Source organism: Brevundimonas vesicularis (genome assembly GCF_027105095.1).
Taxonomy (GTDB): domain Bacteria; phylum Pseudomonadota; class Alphaproteobacteria; order Caulobacterales; family Caulobacteraceae; genus Brevundimonas; species Brevundimonas vesicularis_E.
In genome coordinates this window covers 1,266,499-1,283,709 of sequence record NZ_CP114278.1, presented here as the reverse complement: position 1 = coordinate 1,283,709, position 17,211 = coordinate 1,266,499, and the positions used below count along the sequence as shown (strand labels likewise).

The following is a 17,211-nucleotide window of genomic DNA, read 5'->3' as shown; positions in this document are numbered from 1 at the left end:
CTCATTCCAGCACCCGGTCCGTCAGATCGGCACCTTCTGGCGGCATGGCGCACCAGGCCACGCCTGGAAACCGGCGGCGGCGACGCGCGATAAAGTCATAGAGGGTGTCACGGACGATCCGCGGCACGATCCGCCCGACGACGGCCAGTCGATAGGGCGGCGGCAGCAGGGCGGCGATGCCCAGAACGCCGTCGGACCGCACGCGCGCAACGCCGTCCTGGATCAACAGCATCGTATAGGGATCGTCGGGATCGACGCCGTAGTGGACGAGAAGCGCCCGACCCAGGGGCGACTGCGTCGGCGCGAGCCTGATGCTATTTGCCCTGTCATGCTTCAGGATCTTGCGCGCCGAGCCGGAGCAGAGCGCGCAGTCACCATCGAACAGAACCAGGGGCCGGTCGTCCGGAAAGGCCGGAACGGCGGGATCCTCACGATAGCTGTAAGGCCCCCGCCCCAACGGCCTGACCTCAGAACGGGATGTCGTCGTTCAGGTCGTAGCTTTCCTTGGGGCCGCTCGGTTTGTTGGCGCCGCCGGTGGAGAAGCCCGAGGAGTAGTCGTCATCGCCGCGACCACCGCCGCCGCCGTAACCACCGCCTGACGAGCCGCCTTCCGAACGGCCGCCCAGCATGGTGAGTTCACCCTTGAAGCGGCTGACCACGATCTCGGTCGAATATTTCTCGACGCCCTGCTGGTCAGTCCATTTGCGGGTCTGGAGCGCGCCCTCGATGTAGACGGTCGAGCCCTTCTTCACATAGTTCTCGACCACCTTGACGATGTTGTCGTTGAAGATGACGACCCGGTGCCACTCGGTCTTTTCCTTGCGCTCGCCCGAGGACTTGTCGCGCCAGGTTTCCGAGGTGGCGATCGACAGGTTGGCGATCCGGTCGCCATTGGGCATGGAGCGGATTTCGGGGTCGCGCCCCAGATTGCCGACCAGAATGACCTTGTTGACGCTGCCCGCCATGGAAACTTCCTTCTCGTGTGAGGCGGCGACGACTTCGCCCGCCCCGTCAATTCAGTCCGATGTCTGACCGGGGCGACGCCTTATCGCCAGCCGCTTTTGACATCGCACCCGCCAAACCGGTGGATTAACGAAATGTTCCACCTTTGTTCACGCCCTGCAAGTCCTACTTGGCGGCGGGGTCCGCGGCGATCGCGATGGGACGGCCCGCCTCATCGCGCTGGATGGCCCCGGGGATGGCCAAACGGCCGTCGCCGGTGCGGGCCATGGCGAAGAAGCGGCTGCCGTTCAGGCTCTTGCCGATCTTGACCCCCTCGCGGTCCACGAAGATGAAGCGGCCCTGATAGGCGCCGGCGATTTCCTGGTTCGACCCACCCATGCGCAGGAAGCGAAGACGCATCTCCTCCAGCCGCGCGGCGCATTGTTCGAGCTGGGGCTGGTCGTCGGCGATCTTCTGCAAACGCGGCGGCGCATTGTCCGGCGTCGCGACGAAGTAGCAGGCGCCTTGGGCGAACTCATATTTGGGTTCATTGGAGCAGCCGCTCAGCAAAGCGGTTCCGGCGACGACGGCGGCGAGAACGACAAGGCGCATCAATTCATCCCGGGAAACTGGCAGTTGCGATCCTGCTCGGCCAGGGTTCTGAAACGGGCGTTATCGCCAGACTGTTCCACCCGACGCGGCACCAGGCGCAGGGTCATGTCCCCCCAGCGGCCGTATTGGGCGTCGCCCGGCCCGACGCAGGTTCCGGCATAGAGCGCCTGGACGCAGGCGTTCAAGCTCATGTTCGGCGACAGGGTGCGCCAGTCAGAGCCGGTGTGGCGCAGGCAGGGGCTGCCGCTGACCGCGGGGGTTGGACGGGGCGCGGGCGTCTGTTCCACAGCCGCCGGCGGCGGGGTCTCGGCCATTTCAACCGCGGGCAGCTGGGGCGGCGGCGCGAAGGCCGCAGTCGGCGCGGCGGCCAGCGCGCCGGTCGCGTCCAGACCCACGTCCAGAGCGTCCGTCGCCAGACCGTTGCGCTGGGCGCAGACCGCCAGGGTCGCCATGCCGACGAACTGACCGTCGACGAAGCAGCGCAGTTCCCGCGTCGGCTCCAGCGTGGGCGCCTCGGCCAGATTGACCACGAGACCGCCCTTGGACGCCGGCGGCGCTTCCGTCGTCTTGTCGCCGCCGCTCGCAAAGATCAGGGCCAGCACGACGGCGACGACGATCGCCACGCCGGCGCCGACCAACAGGATGACGCGGTTGTCTTTCGGAAGGGCCATGAACGGGCTTTCGCGGATGAGGAGGCCAATAACCCCGACCCGGCCTCAGGCGTCAACCGCCTTGACCGGTCCCGACCGCGATCAGGCCATCAGGCGGTTGAGCGCGGCCTGATAGTTGGCCAGCTGGGTCTGCTGATAGGCGGTCGACGAGCCGGAGCCGGTCTGGGTGTTGGTGATGGCGCCTGTGGACGGCGCCAGGGCGCGATAGGACGAGCGCACCGCCGTCATGGCCTGGGCCAGCGAATCGATCGCCGCCTTGATCGAGGCCGGATCGTTCAGGCTGAGAGTGTTCGGCAGGTTCAGCCCGAAGGTCTTCATCGCATCCTTGTCCGGCTTGACCGGACCAACGAAGCCGGGCGTCAGACCCAACGCGCCCAGGGCGTCCTTGCCGATCGCGCCGGCGGAGATGATGGCCCCCTCCCTGTTGGCCGCTGTCTTGATCTCCAGCCGCTGGACGACCGGTTTGGTCTTCAGGTCGGTGATGACCTTGGCTTCCAGCTGACGGCCCGAGGCGGCGTTGATCTTCTTGGCCAGGCTTTCCAGCGTGTCCTTGGCGTCGATCGTCACGGTGACGGCGCGGCCGCCGCTCGCGGGCGATATCGAGAACTGATCCCCGACCCGCGCTGAGGTGGCGACAGTCAGCAGCTTGGAGTCGGCCTGCATGATCTGACCCTGCGGCAGACCAAGCCGATCGAGCACGCTGGCGCCGTTTGCCGCGATGCTCAAACTGGTCGGCTTGGCCTGGTCGCCATCCGCTCGCCAGGTCCGATTGGATTGAACCGCTCCGCTCGCAAGGTCGATCTGGGCCAGATAGCCGGACGTCGGATCGTCCTTGCCTGCGCCCTCCGCCCGGTTCGTGCCGGTGATCCACACCTTGCCGTCCTTGATGGCGACATCGGCGGCGGTGTCCGCGCCCGCCCCGCCGAAATAGGTCAGTTGGTCGCTACCTGCGGCCTGCAGATCGGCGGACAAGGTGGCGATGAAGACGTCGCTGCCGCCGGCGTGGGCGTTGGTCACCGTGCCGATATCGAGCGCTGCGTTTTCGGTGTGGCCTGTCACGACGACCTTGCCGTTCTCCACCGATATGCCGGCAATGGCGCCTTTGGCGTAGCCGAGGTCGCGCTTCGAGGCCAGGCTCGGCACGCCGTCGGCGTCCAGGGTGAAGCGGCGCACGACCGCCTTCCCGTTCTCGACACCGGCCGTGTAGAGGTCGTTGCCTGACACCGTCATGGCCTGAACGGAATCGTCGCCGCTGGTGCCGAACTGCCTGGTCGCGACGTTCACGCCCACGTCCGGGCCGTTGATCTTGATCGGCTTTTCCTGGAAGGCCTGAAGATAGGAATCCCAGCCGCCCAGGGCCGCATTGCCGGGCATGGCCGATTTCGACCGGCCGGCGACATAGACCATGCCATCGGCGCCGAAACGAACCTCGGTCGCCTCATCGGCCGCCTTGGCCCCGCGCCGCTGGGTCCACAGTTCCTGGCCTGAACTGTCGAAGACCGAAACGAAACTGTCGGCGACAGCCGAGTCATCGCCGCTCTTGCCGGGTTCCAGCGCCCCGGTCACCGATCCGGCCAGGGCGACCCGGCCGTCATCGTCAATGGCGATCGAGAAGCCGTTGGCGCTGGAGGCGGCGCCGAGCAGCTTGGTCTGCATCAGATTGCCGGCGGAATCGTATTTCATCAGGGCGACGTCGCGCTCACCCTTGATCGGTTGACTAGCATCGCCCGCCGTCAGTTCGGCGACGACCCAGACGGAGCCATCCGGCGCCACGGCGCTGGCTTTCACCGCGGCGACGCCGTCGGGCAGATCGGCGTGCCCCACCCTGCCCTCGACCCAGAACGGATCGTCGACGCCCTGGTGGGCGGCCGGCGCCGCGCCGCCGTCGGCCTGGAACTTCAGCAGTTGGCCCGCGCCGGTCTTGCCGACCCCTTGGGTCACATAGACGGCGTCCGAGGTGTCCACGGCCTGGAAGCTGAGGGCCTCGCCTGTTCCGCCGTTGACCTGTAGCGCCCATTTGTCCGGCCCGGCCGGCAGGGTGATCGTCTTGGTCCCGCTCTTGAATGTCTTGGGTTCGGCCGGAATGCGCTGGGACGCGATGCGCGTGGCGACGCCTGCGGCCTCCAGCTTGCCGTTCATGTAATCGACGACATTGACCATCGACCGATCCGACGTCCCCATTTCGGCCAGGTCCAGGTCGACCGTCTGCGTTCCCGTTGCGGTCTTGACCGTCATGGAGAACTTCACGTCCCCCTCGAACGCCTTGACCGAGGCGGTCGGATCGCCGTCGTGCACGGGCGCGGTGACGAAACTGGTCGGCGCCCGCTCGAGCGCATAGGTGCTTTTGACGGAAGTCTTCGAAACCCCTTGCACCAGCCGGACGTCTTCGAAGCTGGCGGTCTTGAGGTAGGCCGACATCTCCGCCAGGCCGTCGCCGAAGCGCTTCGCCAAAAGGGTCGCCTCGGACGAAGCAATCCCCTTTACACCCGCTCGATCGGCCAGGGCGCCGAGCGTGGTCAGCCCCTGATACAGGGCGAACATCTTGCGATAGTCGGTCGAGGCGCCTGCGAGATCGAGGCTGACATTGCCCTCGTCGATCAGCCGACGCCCGCCCAGGGCGGCCCGCACCAGGTCGCTGGCCTTCGCCGGCGTGTTGGTCGACGACCAGGGGGCCGTCGGCTGTGTCTTCTTGGCCTTGACCGTCGCACTCGCGCCGAAGGCCGACGACGACGTGTCCGTCGTCCCCCCGTAAAGACCCAGCAGATAGCTGTTGTTGATCATTCAGACGGCTCCGACCCTATCTTGCGACGGGCGTCGATAAGGAACCGTTAAGCTGTGGGGATCAGCCCTTGAACAGCGACAGGATGATCTGCGGCGCCTGGTTGGCGATCGACAAGGCCTGGACACCGAGTTGCTGCTGGACCTGCAAGGCCTGAAGACGCGCGCTCTCCTTGGCCAGATCCGCATCCACCAGATTGCCGATGCCGGCCTCCAGCGAGTCGGACAGCTTTCCGACATAGGTCGTGTGTCGTTCGATCTGCTTGGCTTGGGCGCCAAGCTCCGACAGGCGGGAGCTGGCGACCGCGATGGCGTCGTTGACGCGTCGCAGAGCGAACTGCGCCTTTTCCTGGGTCAGCAGATCCGGCGCGGCGTTCAGCAGCGTTTCATCTTCCGGCGTGCCGGCGTTATTCGTCCACGCGTCGATCGCTGCGGTCGACTTGTCCGAGTCGTAGGAGTTGGCGGCGAGGCCCAAGCCCGCCAGAGACATATTCTGGCGCTTGACCGCGATGGTCTCCTTGCCATCCGCGCTCGCCAGGAAGGTCAGGTCGGTCGTCGCGGCCCCATCCAGGATGTTGGCGCCGTCGAAGATCGCGTTATCCGCGAACGACTGAATCGAACCCAGAAGCGCCTGAAACTCCTGGTTATAGGACGCGCGCGAGGCTGCGCTTTGGCTGGGATCCGCCGCAGACGTCGCCTTTTGCTTCAGCTCCAGCAGGATGTCCGAAATCTGCTCGCCGGCAGCCAGCGACACGTCGGCGATCGAGGTCGCGCGTTTGAGGCTTGTGGTCACCGCCTCCAACGACCCTTGATCCGCACGCTGGCCCTGGGCCACCGCCCAGACGGCGGCGTTGTCCTTGGCGCCCTGAACCTTCAGGCCAGTATTCACGCGGCTCTGGGTCGACGCCAACTGGTCGTTGGTGCGATTCAGATTCTGCAGGGCGATCATCGCCGAGGTGTTGGTGTGGATGCTGGTGGTCATGGCTTCAAGCCCCCGGACGTTCTGTGACCTGCACGATTAACCATGAGTCGTAATCACATGGTTAATGGCGCAGAAACCATGATTTCGCCGTCCGGCAAGCCGGAGGCGTCGGGCATGTCTATTTCAGCGTCCGACTGTTCAGACAGCTGTATCGATCAATTTTCCCCCGCGATAGGTCGGGTCGCGGCTGAGCTTCTCCACCTCTTCGCGTGGAAGCTGCCGGATCACCTCGCCCGTCACGCGGTCCAGGACCTTGTAGACGAAATGGTGGTCGCCCACGGCTTCGATGGTGAGGCGGTAGCGGCTGGCGTCCTCATTGTCGTTCCTCGCCACAGGCTCGTGACGAACGGAAACGGGGATTTCGGGGATTGGCGGAGGTAAGCCTACTGTTCTTTCGACATTCTGCGTCATGGCTCCATGCGCGGCGATCGCTCGCGCCCCTCAAGAGTGTCAAACGAACGGCCGGAACGGTCGTGAAACCGTTCCGGCCGCGCGTCTTAGCGGAACAGGCCCAGCAGGATCGAGCTGCCCTGGTTGGCGATTGACAGCGCCTGCACGCCCAGCTGTTGCTTGGTCTGCAGAGCGGTCAGCTTGGCGCTTTCCTTGGCCAGATCGGCGTCCACCAGATTGCCCACGCCGGCTTCAAGCGCGTCCTGAAGCTTGTTGACGAAGGTGATCTGACGGCCCAGCGACTTGGACTGGGTGCCCAGGGTCGACAAGGCGCTGGTCGTTGCGGTGATGGCCGCATCGACGTTGGCGGTCGTGGCGTTGGCGGCCGTGATACTGCCGGTGTTCACCGCGGTGATGGCCGCGTTGGATCCCAACGTGGTCAGGCTGTTGACGCCGTCGAACGATGCGCCGGAGATCGCCGAGGCGATTTCCGTACCCAGGGCGTTGTACTCAGCCAGGTAGGACGTCTGGGCCGCGCCGGTGGAACCGGCGATGCTGACAGCCAAACCCTTCATTTCTTCCAGCGCGCTCGTGATCGTGTCGCCGGCGGCCAAGGCCACGTCGGTGATCGATTGAGTGCGCTGCAAGCCGGCGCGGACGGCGTCTTGCGAAGCGGCGGCGGCGCGCTGGGATGTGGCGATAGAGAAAATCGCCCCGCTATCCTTGGCCGACGACACCTTCATGCCGGTGTTGATGCGGTTCTGGGTCCGCTCCAACTCGCTGTTGGTCTTGTTCAGGCTCTGCAGAGCGACTGCGGCGCCGTAGTTCGTATTGATGCTGGGCATTTCTAGCCCTCCTTTTCACTTCGTGAGAGCCCCGGCGTTTTGCCGGGGTGAGCGTTTTGCTCGGGGTTCAAGGCCACGACCCCGCCGCCGAAACGGCGAGGTCTCCGGGCCTTAGCGGAAGAGGCTCAGCAGGATCGAGCTGCCTTGGTTGGCGATCGACAGCGCCTGCACGCCCAGCTGTTGCTTGGTTTGCAGAGCGGTCAGTCGGGCGCTTTCCTTGGCAAGGTCGGCGTCCACCAGATTGCCAACGCCGGCTTCAAGAGAGTCCTGAAGCTTGTTGACGAAGCTGACGGTGCGGCCCAGCGATTTGGACTGGGTGCCCAAGGTCGACAGGGCCGTAGTGACGGCCGTCATGACCAGGTCGACGTTCGCCGAGGTGAAGTCGGCGACCGTCGGCGACGCAGCCGTGAACTTGGCCAGGTCGGTGTTGGCGCTGAGATCGGTGGCGATGCCGATGGTCTTGGTGTCGGTCGCGCCGGTGCCGATACGGACGTTGACCGCCGTACCGCCCGTGGACGCCGTCTTCAGCAGGTTGACCCCGTCGAAGCTGGCGCCGTCCAACGCGCTCTTGATTTCCTGACCCAGGGCCGCGAACTCGTTTTCATAGGACGTCTTCGCCGCGCCGGTGGAACCGGCGATGCTGACGGCGAGGCCCTTCATCTCTTCCAGAGCGGACGTGATCGTATCGCCGGCGGCCAGGGCCACGTCGACGATGGATTGACCGCGCTGGATGGAGCCGCGAACCGAGTCCTGAGCGCTGGCGTTCGCCCGCTGGGACGTGGCGATGGCGAAGATCGCCCCGCTGTCCTTCGCCGACGATACCTTCATGCCGGTGTTGATGCGGTTTTGAGTCCGCTCCAACTCGCTGTTGGTCTTGTTCAGGCTCTGCAGCGCGACTGCAGCCCCGTAGTTTGTGTTTACACTCGCCATTTTGGCGTTCCTTTTCACTTCGTGACAGCCGACGCCGTTTTGGCGACGGGAGCGTTTTGCTCAGGGTTTCAAGACCATGACCCCGCCGCCGAGGCGACGAGGTCTCCGGGCCTTAGCGGAAGAGGCTCAGCAGGATCGAGCTGCCCTGGTTGGCGATCGAAAGCGCCTGCACGCCCAGCTGTTGCTTGGTCTGCAGGGCGGTCAGCTTGGCGCTTTCCTTGGCCAGGTCGGCGTCCACCAGATTGCCCACGCCGGCTTCAAGAGCGTCCTGAAGCTTGTTGACGAAGGTGATCTGACGGCCCAGCGACTTGGACTGAGTGCCCAGCGTCGACAGGGCGCTGGTCACGGTAGCGATGGCGGTGTCGACCTTGGCGGTAGTGGCGTCGGCTCGCGCCTTGCCGCCGCCGCTGACATCCGTGACGCCGGCGACGCCCAGAGGCGTGGTCAGGCTGTTGACGCCGTCGAAGGACGCGCCGGCGATCGCCGACGTGATTTCCAGGCCCAGCGCATTGTATTCGGCTAGGTAGGAGGTTTCAGCCGCCGAGCCCGCCGTCGTTCCGGCGATGCTGACGGCCAGGCCCTTCATCTCTTCCAGAGCGGCCGTGATCGTGTCGCCGGCGGCCAGGGCCACGTCGGTGATCGACTGGGTGCGCTGCAAGCCGGCGCGGACGGCGTCTTGCGAAGAGGCGTTCGCCCGTTGGGCCGTGGCGATGGAGAAGATCGCGCCGCTGTCCTTGGCCGACGACACCTTCATACCGGTGTTGATGCGGTTCTGGGTCCGCTCCAACTCGCTGTTGGTCTTGTTCAGGCTCTGCAGAGCGACTGCGGCGCCGTAGTTCGTGTTGATGCTGGGCATTTCTGGCCCTCCTTTTCACTTCGTGAGTTCCGGCGCCTTTTTGGCGACGGGAGCTTTTTGCTCGGTTGGTGTGAAGCAATTGCCGGGCCAAAATGGCCGGGCAGAAACTAGTTCAAGTTATTGTTTTATTTGATTTACTATTGATTTACCCTCTTCAAGACTCGGCAAAGTCTGCCCACCCGCTGGCGTGGCTAGGCATATTTTGCCGGGCGGCGTGAAAACGAGATCGAACGCGCGATCAGCGGACCACCCGGGCCGACGCCTGCGGTCGCTTAGTTCCGGAACAGGCTCAGCAGCGTCTGGCTGCTCTGGTTAGCGATCGACAGCGCCTGCACGCCCAGCTGTTGCTTGGTTTGCAGGGCGGTCAGCTTGGCGCTTTCCTTGGCCAGGTCGGCATCCACCAGATTGCCGATGCCCGCTTCGGTCGCATCCTGAAGCTTGTTCAGGAAGGTCACCTGGCGGCTGACCGACTTGGATTGGGTGCCGAGGGTCGACAAAGCGTCCGTCACCTTGGCGATGGCGGCGTCGACCGCAGCGGTCGTCGCCGCGCCGGCGGCGATGGACTGGTTGGTGATGGTGGTGATGGCGGTGTCGCCAGCCATGCCACCCGCGACCGTGAAGCCGACGGACGTGGTGCCGCCGCTGACATCCTTGATCACATTGGTCGCAGCAGCGTTGGTCCAGAGGTTCACGCCATCGAACGATGCACCGGCCAGGGCGGAGGTGATTTCGGCGCCCAAGGCGCGGAATTCGGTCAGGTAGGAGGTCTGGGTCGCGCCGGTCGAACCGGCGATGCTGACGGCCAGACCTTTCATTTCTTCCAGAGCCGCCGTCACCGTATCGCCGGCCGCGAGCGACACATCGACGATCGACTGGCCGCGTTGCAGCGAGGCGCGCACGGAATCCATGGCGCCCATGTTGGCGCGTTGTCCGGTGGCGATGGCGTAGATGGCGCCGCTATCCTTGGCGCTGCCGACTTTCAGGCCGGTCGAGACACGGTTTTGCGTGCGCTCCAACATGGCGTTGGTCGCATTGAGGTTTTGCAGGGCGACAGCTGCGCCGTAGTTCGTATTGATGCTCGTAGCCATTTTGGCTGTCCTGTTCACTTCGTGTGATGTCCGACGCCATTTTAGCGTCAGGAGCGTTTTGCTCGGTCTTAAGGAGAGCAAGGGCGGGGCCAGTCCAAAATGCGACGCCGGCCAGACGCCGACATTGATTTCATTGAATTTATCTCGGCGGTTTGCGAAACGACCCGGCAAGCCTGCACACCAGGCGGCAGAAGTTGCCGAGTCGTTTTTGCAGGGCGTCAGTCGCGGCGTCGCACCTGCGCGTCCTGCATCGCGCGTTCGGCCAACAGGGTCTCGACCGCCAGCCGCCGCGCCCCGTCGCAGGTCACGATCTGGGCGCCGCGCAGCAGATAGGCCGCGTCCAGATCGCCGGCCGTCGGTTCAGCCGGCAGGGTCGCCAGCGCGCACGGCCGTGTCGCCACCTCCGGCAAGACCAGTCGCGCCGGCGCAACCGTCGAGATCGGGGGCGATGCGGCACAGTTCGCCGTCATGGTCGCGCAGGCGATCAGCGCGGCGGTTCTCCAAGGGATGGTCGGCATCGTCGGCGCTCCTGCTCTGGGCGACGGCGGCCGTGGTCGCCCGGTCCGCCGCCCCCGTCATGTGGTGATAGTGATCGACGCGCTGGGCCTGAGCCGCAGCGCCTTCGGTTTCGATGCGTCGGGCGTCGGCCTGCGCCGCCGCCACGGCAGTCGCATCCCGCGCCTGAGTGCGCGCGGCCGCCAGACGCTTGTGCTCCAAGTTCAGCGGATCCCAGCGAAAGCCGAGCCCGCCCAGCAGGACGACCCCCAGCGCCAACGATGTCGCACCCACCACCAGCCAGCCGAGCGGCGTCAGCGCCCGCAGTATCGATCCGGCGCTCATGGAAAAGCCTTTCGATCCAGCTCGAAATGCGGACCGTCCCGCAGCGTCTTCCAGTCGCCGCCCCAGATCAGAGGCGTCTTCAGGTCGAGCGCCGCCTTGAACGCCTCGGCGATCCGGCCATACAGCGGCCAGTCCCATCGCGCCTGCCCTTCGACCAGGGCGCCGACATCGACGGCGTGACCCGTCAGATGGCGCGAGCGCGCGGTGCGGCTGGCACCCGCCTTGACCAGGGCGGCCTGACGTTCGGCCGTGCGCAGCCCCTCGGTGATCATGAAATTCACCGGCGTGCGCGCGATCGCCGCCTCGACCACCGCAATCAGGGCCGGATGCACGCCGACGAGCCGTGCCCGCGACCGGCTGGACAGACGAAAGCTCATGGTCGACCTCCGCTGATCCGCAGCCTTGCGGTGGCGATCAGGGTGATCAACTGCTGAGCGGTCGGCGCCACCAGATAGAGCACCAGGATCAAAGCAAGCAGGCCCATCAGCCCGTCCGTGATTCTGGGCAGCATCTCAGGCGGCGTCCGCCCGACCGTGCGCATCAACAGCACCCATAGCCCCGCGCTGACAGCAAAGGCGTAGAGGCGACGAAAAAGCCACCGCCCCTCCGCCAAGGGGATCGACCCCTGCCTGTGTCGGGTCATCGTTCGTCCTCCTCGTCATAGGTTTCGACGGCGCAGCGGCCGTCCCAGCCGAACTGGGCGCGCCATTCCCCGTCGCTGAGGCTATCGGGCGCTTCCCACGCCTCGGCCTCCAGCACTTCGACCGGCTCAGCCGGATGTCCGCGCCGGATCATCCGACGACCGTGATCAGAACCGCGCCGGAAGCGCCCGAACCGCCTTGGCCGCCGAAGGTCAGACCCGCGCCGCCTCCCCCGCCCCCCGCTCCGAACAGCGCGCCTGAGCCGCCGGGACCGCCCGCTCCGCTCGCTGATGCATCGCCGCCTCCGCCGCCGCCGCCAACCATCGACAAGAGCGGCTTGGGCGAGGCCTGACCCGCAGCGCCCGCGACACCGCCAGCCGCGCGAAGGCCCGACCAGCCGCCCACGCCGCCCACGCCTCCGGCATAGGCGACATCCGCCGCGCTCAGACCGCCGCCAGCCCCGCCTCCGCCCGGCCCTTCCGAGCATGTGGTTTCTGCGCCCGTCGCCGCCGTTGCGGTTGTCGAAGAGCTCCCGCCAGGATTGGCGGGCCGCTGGCCGATACCGCCTGCTCCACCAGCGCCCGAACCGGCTGCGGTGCCGCCCGTCGCGCGCAACAGGACCGTGTCACCCGTCGCGACCTCACTATCTCCGCCCGAAACGCCGCTGATCCCGCCGGCGCCGACCGTGATCGTCAGGACGACCTCCAGATCGTCGGTCGACCAGCGCCCGAGGCTCAGGCCGCCGGCGCCGCCTCCGCCGCCGCCCAGGCGCGACGCGCCAGCCGGGCCAGCCAGCCCTGCGCCCCCGCCGCCGCCACCGCCCACGCAGGTCGCCTCAACCCAGCGCGCCCAGGCCGGCAGGGCATAGTCGTCATCGCTGGTGAAGAGCGTCGTCTCGCGCCGGACCGCGCCTTGATCGAAGGCGATACGCCCCGTCCCGCGATCCACGCGGCACACGGACCGCCATATCCCGGCGTCGTCGCAGGCCTTGAGGGTCAGATCGTCGTCGCCGATCAGACCCAGTTCTGCGCGGGCGGCGTATCCGCTCTGGAACAGCATCGACAGGACATCGCCCGCCGTCGCCTTGTTCAGCGTCAGGCGAAGGTCGCCGTCGCCGCCCTCCTCCACGCTGCGCGCCGTCAACAGGGCGGCGTTGATCTTGGCCGCCAGGGGATTGGCTTCGTCGGCGGTCGTCCCGAGACCCAGCCGCTTAAGGCCCTGCACCTCGCCCAGTCGCTGTCCCAGCGCGACCCAGCCCGCATCGGCCCACACCACCACGACGCCTTCGTCCAGAACGCAGGCTATCATGCCGTCCGGCGTTGTCACGACGGTCCAGCCGCCGCGCTCGAACCGCATCAGGGCGCCGGCCGCCCGTCCGGCCCAGGCTGCGCCTTCGGCCTCTTGCGGCAGGATATTGAGATCGCCATCCGACGCATCGGCCGGCTCGATCGCCGTCGTGCGGCTGACCACCGCCGTCTGCAACAGGGCGTCCAGCCGGGTCAGGGCCGTATTCAGGGTCACATGCTTCTGCATCTGCCCCGCCGCCAGATAGGGCAGGTTCAGACGCGCGCTGAAATCGTCGCTCATTCTTCTCTCCGTTGTCGTGGAGATCAGTCTGGGCGCAGCCTTTCCTCAGGCCGGAAGACGGTCGGTCATTTGGACCAGGCTATTGATTTCAGGCGGATTCGTTCCGCGGAAAACGATGGCTCGGCCGCCTTAGCCAGCGCATCTCAATCGTGCAGATAGATGATCCGCTTCAGCGTCTTGTCGTTCTGCACGCGGGCTTCGTGCATCGCGTGATCGCCGGTGGCGCGCGCATTGGCCTCGGTGTCCTCGACCCAGTGGGTGCTTTCGATATGCTTTTGCAGCGCCCGCGCCGCCATCAGCTGTCCGGGAAAGAAGGTGTCGACGATGTCGCCCGCGATGGGCACCGTCCCAGTAGCGGTGTCGATGGCCATATAGGCCCCCATGCGCGCCAGGGTCGCCGGCGTCGCCTTGGCCCGCACGGCCTGAAGCATCAGCCAGCCGCCCGTCCCGACCGTGTATGCCGTGCCGACAACCGGCACCCAGGTCAGCATGGCGTCCAGCCCCATGCCGAAAGGGCCGATGCCGATGACCCGGTCCGACAGTTTCTTGACGCCCTCGACATTGGACCAGATGTTCTCGATATCCCGGATCGACCGTCTGGCCATGTCGCCCTCCAAAGCGTCGCCTTAACGCTGGGCGAGGCTTCCTGTTCAATCCGAGAGATACGTCTTCGATGACCCTGATCAAGCTGGCGGCGAATGTGACGGCGAGCGCCCTGCTGCTGGGCTTGGCGGCTTTCGGCGCAGCGGCGCTCAGCGGCATCGGCCATCGCTGGGTGGATATACTGGCGCAGTTCACATCGCCGGTGTTGCTGGCGGCCGTCGGCGTGACCGTGGCGTGTCTGCTCTTTCGCCTATGGCCGGCCTCGATCGTCGGTGGACTGGCGTGCGTGGTGCTAGCCCTGTCGGTCTGGCCGCAATGGACACCGACGAAGGGCGCGCCGGTTCCCGACCAGCCGATCGTACGGGTCTATTCGGCCAATCTGTATGTGTTCAACACCGATGTCGTAGCCATGCGCCAGTCCATCGCGGCCGCCGACGCCGACATCCTCGTGCTGGTCGAGTTGGGGCAGGCGCCGGCGTCGCGGCTGGACGAGTTGCTGCCGGACTATCCCCATCGCGTTCTGATCGGCCAGGCGCGCGCCGGCGACCACGCGCGCTCGATCATCGCCTCGCGCTATCCGATCCTGCAACGCCTGCCCGAGCGTCCTGACGGCCTCAGCGCCGTGGGGGCGACGGTTCAGACCCCCATCGGTCCGATCAACGTCTTCGGCGTCCACCTGACCCGACCCTGGCCCTATCAATATCAGTGGGGTCAGATCACCCAGGTCATGGCCCTGTCCGAGCGGATGAAGGCCGCACCAGACCATCCCACTATCGCCGCCGGGGACTTCAACAGCGTCTCCAGCGCCCGGATCGGCAAACAGATCCAGTCCGACCTGGGCCTGGTCCCCGCGCCCGGCTGGCCCGGCACCTGGCCCAGCCAGATTCCCTCCTTCGCCGGCATCACTATCGACCAGGTCTATCGTTCGCCGGATCTGGCCCTGATCACGCGCCGCCTGGGGGAACCGACGGGATCCGACCACCGCCCCGTCGTCACCGAGTTCACCCGCGCTCAGTCGCGATAAGGGTCTTCAGCCGCGCCTCAAGGCCTTCGGCAGGGAAGTCGTCAGCGACCCAACCGTCCTCGAACGCCTTCAACAACCGTCCCGTCTCCGGCCCTGGCCTCAGGCCCAGACGCGCCACATCGCGCCCCCCCACCGGCATCTTGGGCGGCGTCCAATCGGCGACCAGCGCCCGCAGCCGCGCGCCATCGCCCCCTCCGGCCGCCTGGGCGCGCATCAGCCGATCTTCGAACGCCCTGCGTCCCAGCCTGTAGATCGCCGCCCGCGCCTCGGCGTCGCTCATCGCCGGCGAAACGGCAGGCCCGTCCGCCACCGCCGCCGCCAGCCGATCTCGCACCGCGTTCGACAATCTCAGACCACCCGCGATCTCCGTCACAGCCGCCACATCGGCCTGAAGCAAGGCTGACATCCGCATCACCGGATCGTCGGTCAGCTCACACATCGCCTCGAACAGAGCCAGTGGCTGCGCCTGCGGCAGTATCTGGGCCAGCACGCCGGTCTCGGCCATCGCCCGCACCGCCGCACGCGGGTCGGGCGCCGCCAGCAGTTTCAACAATTCCTTGGACACCCGCTCGGCCGACAGCTGCGCCATGCCGCCCTTCAGCGCCGCGCACGCCGCCAGCCCGACCGCGTCCGGCTCACCCCGCCCGTACCAGGCGTAGAACCGGAAGAAGCGCAGGATGCGTAAATAGTCCTCGCGGATGCGCGTCTCCGCCTCGCCGATGAAAACGATGCGTCCCGCCGCCGCATCCTCCAGCCCGCCGCCGGTTGGATCGAACACCGTCCCTGCCGCATCTGCGTAAAGGGCGTTCAAACGAAAATCCCGCCGCGCCGCATCCTCGGCCCAGTCCTCGGTGAAGGCGACCACCGCGCGGCGTCCGTCCGTCTCCACATCACGACGCAGGGTCGTGATCTCATAGGGACGCCGCTCCGACACGCCCGTCACCGTGCCGTGCTCGACGCCCGTCGGCACGGCCTTCATTCCTGCCGCCTTCAGCGCTGCCATGGTCTGTTCCGGTCGCAGGCGCGTGGCGATGTCGATGTCGTCGACCGGCTGGCCCAGCAGACTGTTCCTCACGCAGCCGCCCACGAACCGCGCGCAGCCCGCACCGCCCGCCACTTCCAGCGCCCGCATCACCGCCCGCGTCGCTTCGCTTTCCAGCCAGGGCTGTCCCTTCACAGAGACGCTCATGCCGCATCCTCGTCGGCCGCCGCCTCTGGCGCAGCCTCGTCGCCATACAGCCGCACGTGCAACGCCTTCAGGATCCCCGCCGTCACGCCCCAGATGTAGCGCTCGCCCCAAGGCATAGCCCAGAACCAGCGCCGCAAGCCTTCATCCAGATCGTAAAAGTCGCGACGATGGTTGGCGGCGTCCATCAGAAAGTCCCACGGCGTCTCGAACACCTCGGCGACCTCGTCCGGCGACGGCGTCGTGACCGGCGTCTCGCGCAGCCAGCCGATCACCGGCGTGACCAGAAATCCGGTCCCCGTCTCATAGGCGTCCGACAGGCCCAGCACCTCGACCGCCGTCGGGTCCAGCGCCACCTCCTCGTCCGCCTCACGCAGCGCCGCCTGAACTGCGGTCTCGCCAGGATCCAGCCGACCGCCCGGGAAGGCGATTTGCCCCGTATGCCGCGCCAGGTTGTCCGCGCGCCGCGTCAGCAGCACGGTCGCCCCCTCGGGCCGCGCTACGATGGGGATCAGCACCGCCGCCGGCCGAAGCTCCTTGGCCGTCCGTGTCGCTTGAGGGTTCAGGTCGAAGTCTGACCGCGCCGCGACCAGTTCAGGCCGCCACGTCTCGACCGGCGCCAGCCGATCGACCAGCCGGGCCTTCAAGGTCTCCAGGCTCACGTCACCGCGCCCAATGAGAAGACCTGGCCGCCCGACTGAACGACCAGTCGTCCGTCGACCTCTTGGGCCATTTCGACCATTTCATAGAAGACCGACCGCGCGATGCGCGCCCACAGATCGCGTCGCACATGGATGCGCGGCGCCGGCTCACCCGTCGTGGGATCGGTTTCGACGACGATGGGATCGGCTTCGCTGGCCCTCACCTCGTCACCGACATCGGTGGTGAAAATCAGGTCGCCGCCCTCCCGACGCATCGCGACAGCACGGAACGGCAAATCCTCGACGCTGATCTTCAGCTTTTCGACCGGCGTGACCAAATGATAGCCGTCCGGGTCCTTCCTCAGCACGGTCGAGAACAGCCGCACCAATTCCTTGCGGCCAATGGGCGAGCCTTCATGCATCCAGACGCCGTCCGTCCGGATGACGATATCGATGTCGCCGCAATGCTCGGGATGCCACAGGTGGACCGGCGGCAGCCCCTTGCGGGGCGCCTGTTTGGCCGCCTCGGCGACAGCGTTCAGTCCTGACCTGGGATTATCCATCCCCCTGACTTAGGCCCCGCGAACCGTGCGGG

Annotated in this window: 22 protein-coding genes; 1 reads left to right on the top strand and 21 read right to left on the bottom strand. The window is 66.5% G+C overall.

From position 1 onward, the window contains the following. Position 1 precedes the first annotated feature (1 nt). The 18 genes from O2K97_RS06385 to O2K97_RS06300 form a co-directional block, all read right to left on the bottom strand. On the bottom strand, positions 2-457 hold the full coding sequence (locus O2K97_RS06385) for a thiol-disulfide oxidoreductase DCC family protein (RefSeq protein ID WP_269220902.1): 456 nt from the start codon (positions 455-457) through the stop codon (positions 2-4). Positions 458-467: 10 nt separating this feature from the next. Beyond that, a complete protein-coding gene (gene ssb / locus O2K97_RS06380; protein ID WP_017504124.1) occupies positions 468-965 on the bottom strand; it encodes a single-stranded DNA-binding protein in 498 nt (165 codons plus the stop codon). 163 nt (positions 966-1,128) lie between these two features. Then, positions 1,129-1,554, bottom strand: a complete 426-nt coding sequence (locus tag O2K97_RS06375; RefSeq protein WP_269220901.1) for a hypothetical protein — start codon at positions 1,552-1,554, stop codon at positions 1,129-1,131. Continuing rightward, entirely contained in the window at positions 1,554-2,225 is a 672-nt protein-coding gene (locus O2K97_RS06370) for a hypothetical protein (RefSeq protein ID WP_269220900.1), read from the bottom strand. The genes O2K97_RS06375 and O2K97_RS06370 overlap by 1 nt, the downstream gene beginning before the upstream one ends. A gap of 81 nt (positions 2,226-2,306) precedes the next feature. After that, on the bottom strand, positions 2,307-5,006 hold the full coding sequence (locus tag O2K97_RS06365; protein WP_269220899.1) for a transcriptional regulator: 2,700 nt from the start codon (positions 5,004-5,006) through the stop codon (positions 2,307-2,309). Between the two features lie 61 nt (positions 5,007-5,067). After that, the gene (locus O2K97_RS06360; protein ID WP_112862609.1) at positions 5,068-5,985 is read right to left on the bottom strand and encodes a flagellin; all 918 of its coding nucleotides are present in this window, start codon (positions 5,983-5,985) and stop codon (positions 5,068-5,070) included. A 138-nt stretch (positions 5,986-6,123) separates the two neighbouring features. Further along, positions 6,124-6,396 carry a flagellar protein FlaG gene (locus O2K97_RS06355; protein ID WP_269220898.1) on the bottom strand — a complete coding sequence of 91 codons (273 nt, stop codon included), beginning with the start codon at positions 6,394-6,396 and terminating at the stop codon, positions 6,124-6,126. Between the two features lie 86 nt (positions 6,397-6,482). Further along, positions 6,483-7,220, bottom strand: coding sequence for a flagellin (locus O2K97_RS06350; protein ID WP_112862419.1), 738 nt, complete (start codon positions 7,218-7,220; stop codon positions 6,483-6,485). Between the two features lie 111 nt (positions 7,221-7,331). After that, entirely contained in the window at positions 7,332-8,150 is an 819-nt protein-coding gene (locus O2K97_RS06345; protein WP_112862420.1) for a flagellin, read from the bottom strand. A gap of 112 nt (positions 8,151-8,262) precedes the next feature. Beyond that, positions 8,263-9,006, bottom strand: coding sequence for a flagellin (locus O2K97_RS06340; RefSeq protein WP_269220897.1), 744 nt, complete (start codon positions 9,004-9,006; stop codon positions 8,263-8,265). Positions 9,007-9,278: 272 nt separating this feature from the next. Then, a complete protein-coding gene (locus O2K97_RS06335; RefSeq protein WP_269220896.1) occupies positions 9,279-10,094 on the bottom strand; it encodes a flagellin in 816 nt (271 codons plus the stop codon). A 218-nt stretch (positions 10,095-10,312) separates the two neighbouring features. Then, positions 10,313-10,495, bottom strand: coding sequence for a hypothetical protein (locus O2K97_RS06330; RefSeq protein WP_197458562.1), 183 nt, complete (start codon positions 10,493-10,495; stop codon positions 10,313-10,315). After that, on the bottom strand, positions 10,455-10,934 hold the full coding sequence (locus tag O2K97_RS06325) for a hypothetical protein (RefSeq protein ID WP_269220895.1): 480 nt from the start codon (positions 10,932-10,934) through the stop codon (positions 10,455-10,457). Before O2K97_RS06325 ends, O2K97_RS06330 begins: the two co-directional genes overlap by 41 nt. Beyond that, complete coding sequence (locus O2K97_RS06320; protein WP_269220894.1) at positions 10,931-11,311, bottom strand: M15 family metallopeptidase; 381 nt, start codon at positions 11,309-11,311, stop codon at positions 10,931-10,933. Before O2K97_RS06320 ends, O2K97_RS06325 begins: the two co-directional genes overlap by 4 nt. Continuing rightward, the gene (locus O2K97_RS06315) at positions 11,308-11,577 is read right to left on the bottom strand and encodes a hypothetical protein (RefSeq protein WP_269220893.1); all 270 of its coding nucleotides are present in this window, start codon (positions 11,575-11,577) and stop codon (positions 11,308-11,310) included. The genes O2K97_RS06320 and O2K97_RS06315 overlap by 4 nt, the downstream gene beginning before the upstream one ends. Further along, positions 11,574-11,729, bottom strand: coding sequence for a hypothetical protein (locus tag O2K97_RS06310; RefSeq protein ID WP_269220892.1), 156 nt, complete (start codon positions 11,727-11,729; stop codon positions 11,574-11,576). Before O2K97_RS06310 ends, O2K97_RS06315 begins: the two co-directional genes overlap by 4 nt. Then, a complete protein-coding gene (locus tag O2K97_RS06305; protein ID WP_269220891.1) occupies positions 11,726-13,162 on the bottom strand; it encodes a DUF2793 domain-containing protein in 1,437 nt (478 codons plus the stop codon). Before O2K97_RS06305 ends, O2K97_RS06310 begins: the two co-directional genes overlap by 4 nt. A gap of 143 nt (positions 13,163-13,305) precedes the next feature. After that, positions 13,306-13,767, bottom strand: coding sequence for a DUF4112 domain-containing protein (locus O2K97_RS06300; protein WP_174087228.1), 462 nt, complete (start codon positions 13,765-13,767; stop codon positions 13,306-13,308). Positions 13,768-13,835: 68 nt separating this feature from the next. Here O2K97_RS06300 and O2K97_RS06295 point away from each other — a divergent pair, with 68 nt between their 5' ends. Continuing rightward, positions 13,836-14,789 carry an endonuclease/exonuclease/phosphatase family protein gene (locus O2K97_RS06295; RefSeq protein WP_269220890.1) on the top strand — a complete coding sequence of 318 codons (954 nt, stop codon included), beginning with the start codon at positions 13,836-13,838 and terminating at the stop codon, positions 14,787-14,789. Here the strand turns inward: O2K97_RS06295 and O2K97_RS06290 are convergent. Genes O2K97_RS06290 through O2K97_RS06280 form a run of 3 tightly spaced genes read right to left on the bottom strand, consistent with a single transcriptional unit; the run spans position 14,767 to position 17,179 of the window. Next, positions 14,767-15,978 (bottom strand): CCA tRNA nucleotidyltransferase, encoded by a 1,212-nt coding sequence (locus tag O2K97_RS06290; protein WP_269220889.1) that lies wholly within the window; start codon positions 15,976-15,978, stop codon positions 14,767-14,769. The genes O2K97_RS06295 and O2K97_RS06290 overlap by 23 nt on opposite strands. After that, on the bottom strand, positions 15,975-16,637 hold the full coding sequence (locus O2K97_RS06285; RefSeq protein WP_269220888.1) for a CoA pyrophosphatase: 663 nt from the start codon (positions 16,635-16,637) through the stop codon (positions 15,975-15,977). The genes O2K97_RS06290 and O2K97_RS06285 overlap by 4 nt, the downstream gene beginning before the upstream one ends. Continuing rightward, the gene (locus O2K97_RS06280; protein WP_269220887.1) at positions 16,634-17,179 is read right to left on the bottom strand and encodes a DUF1285 domain-containing protein; all 546 of its coding nucleotides are present in this window, start codon (positions 17,177-17,179) and stop codon (positions 16,634-16,636) included. Before O2K97_RS06280 ends, O2K97_RS06285 begins: the two co-directional genes overlap by 4 nt. Positions 17,180-17,211: the final 32 nt, after the last annotated feature.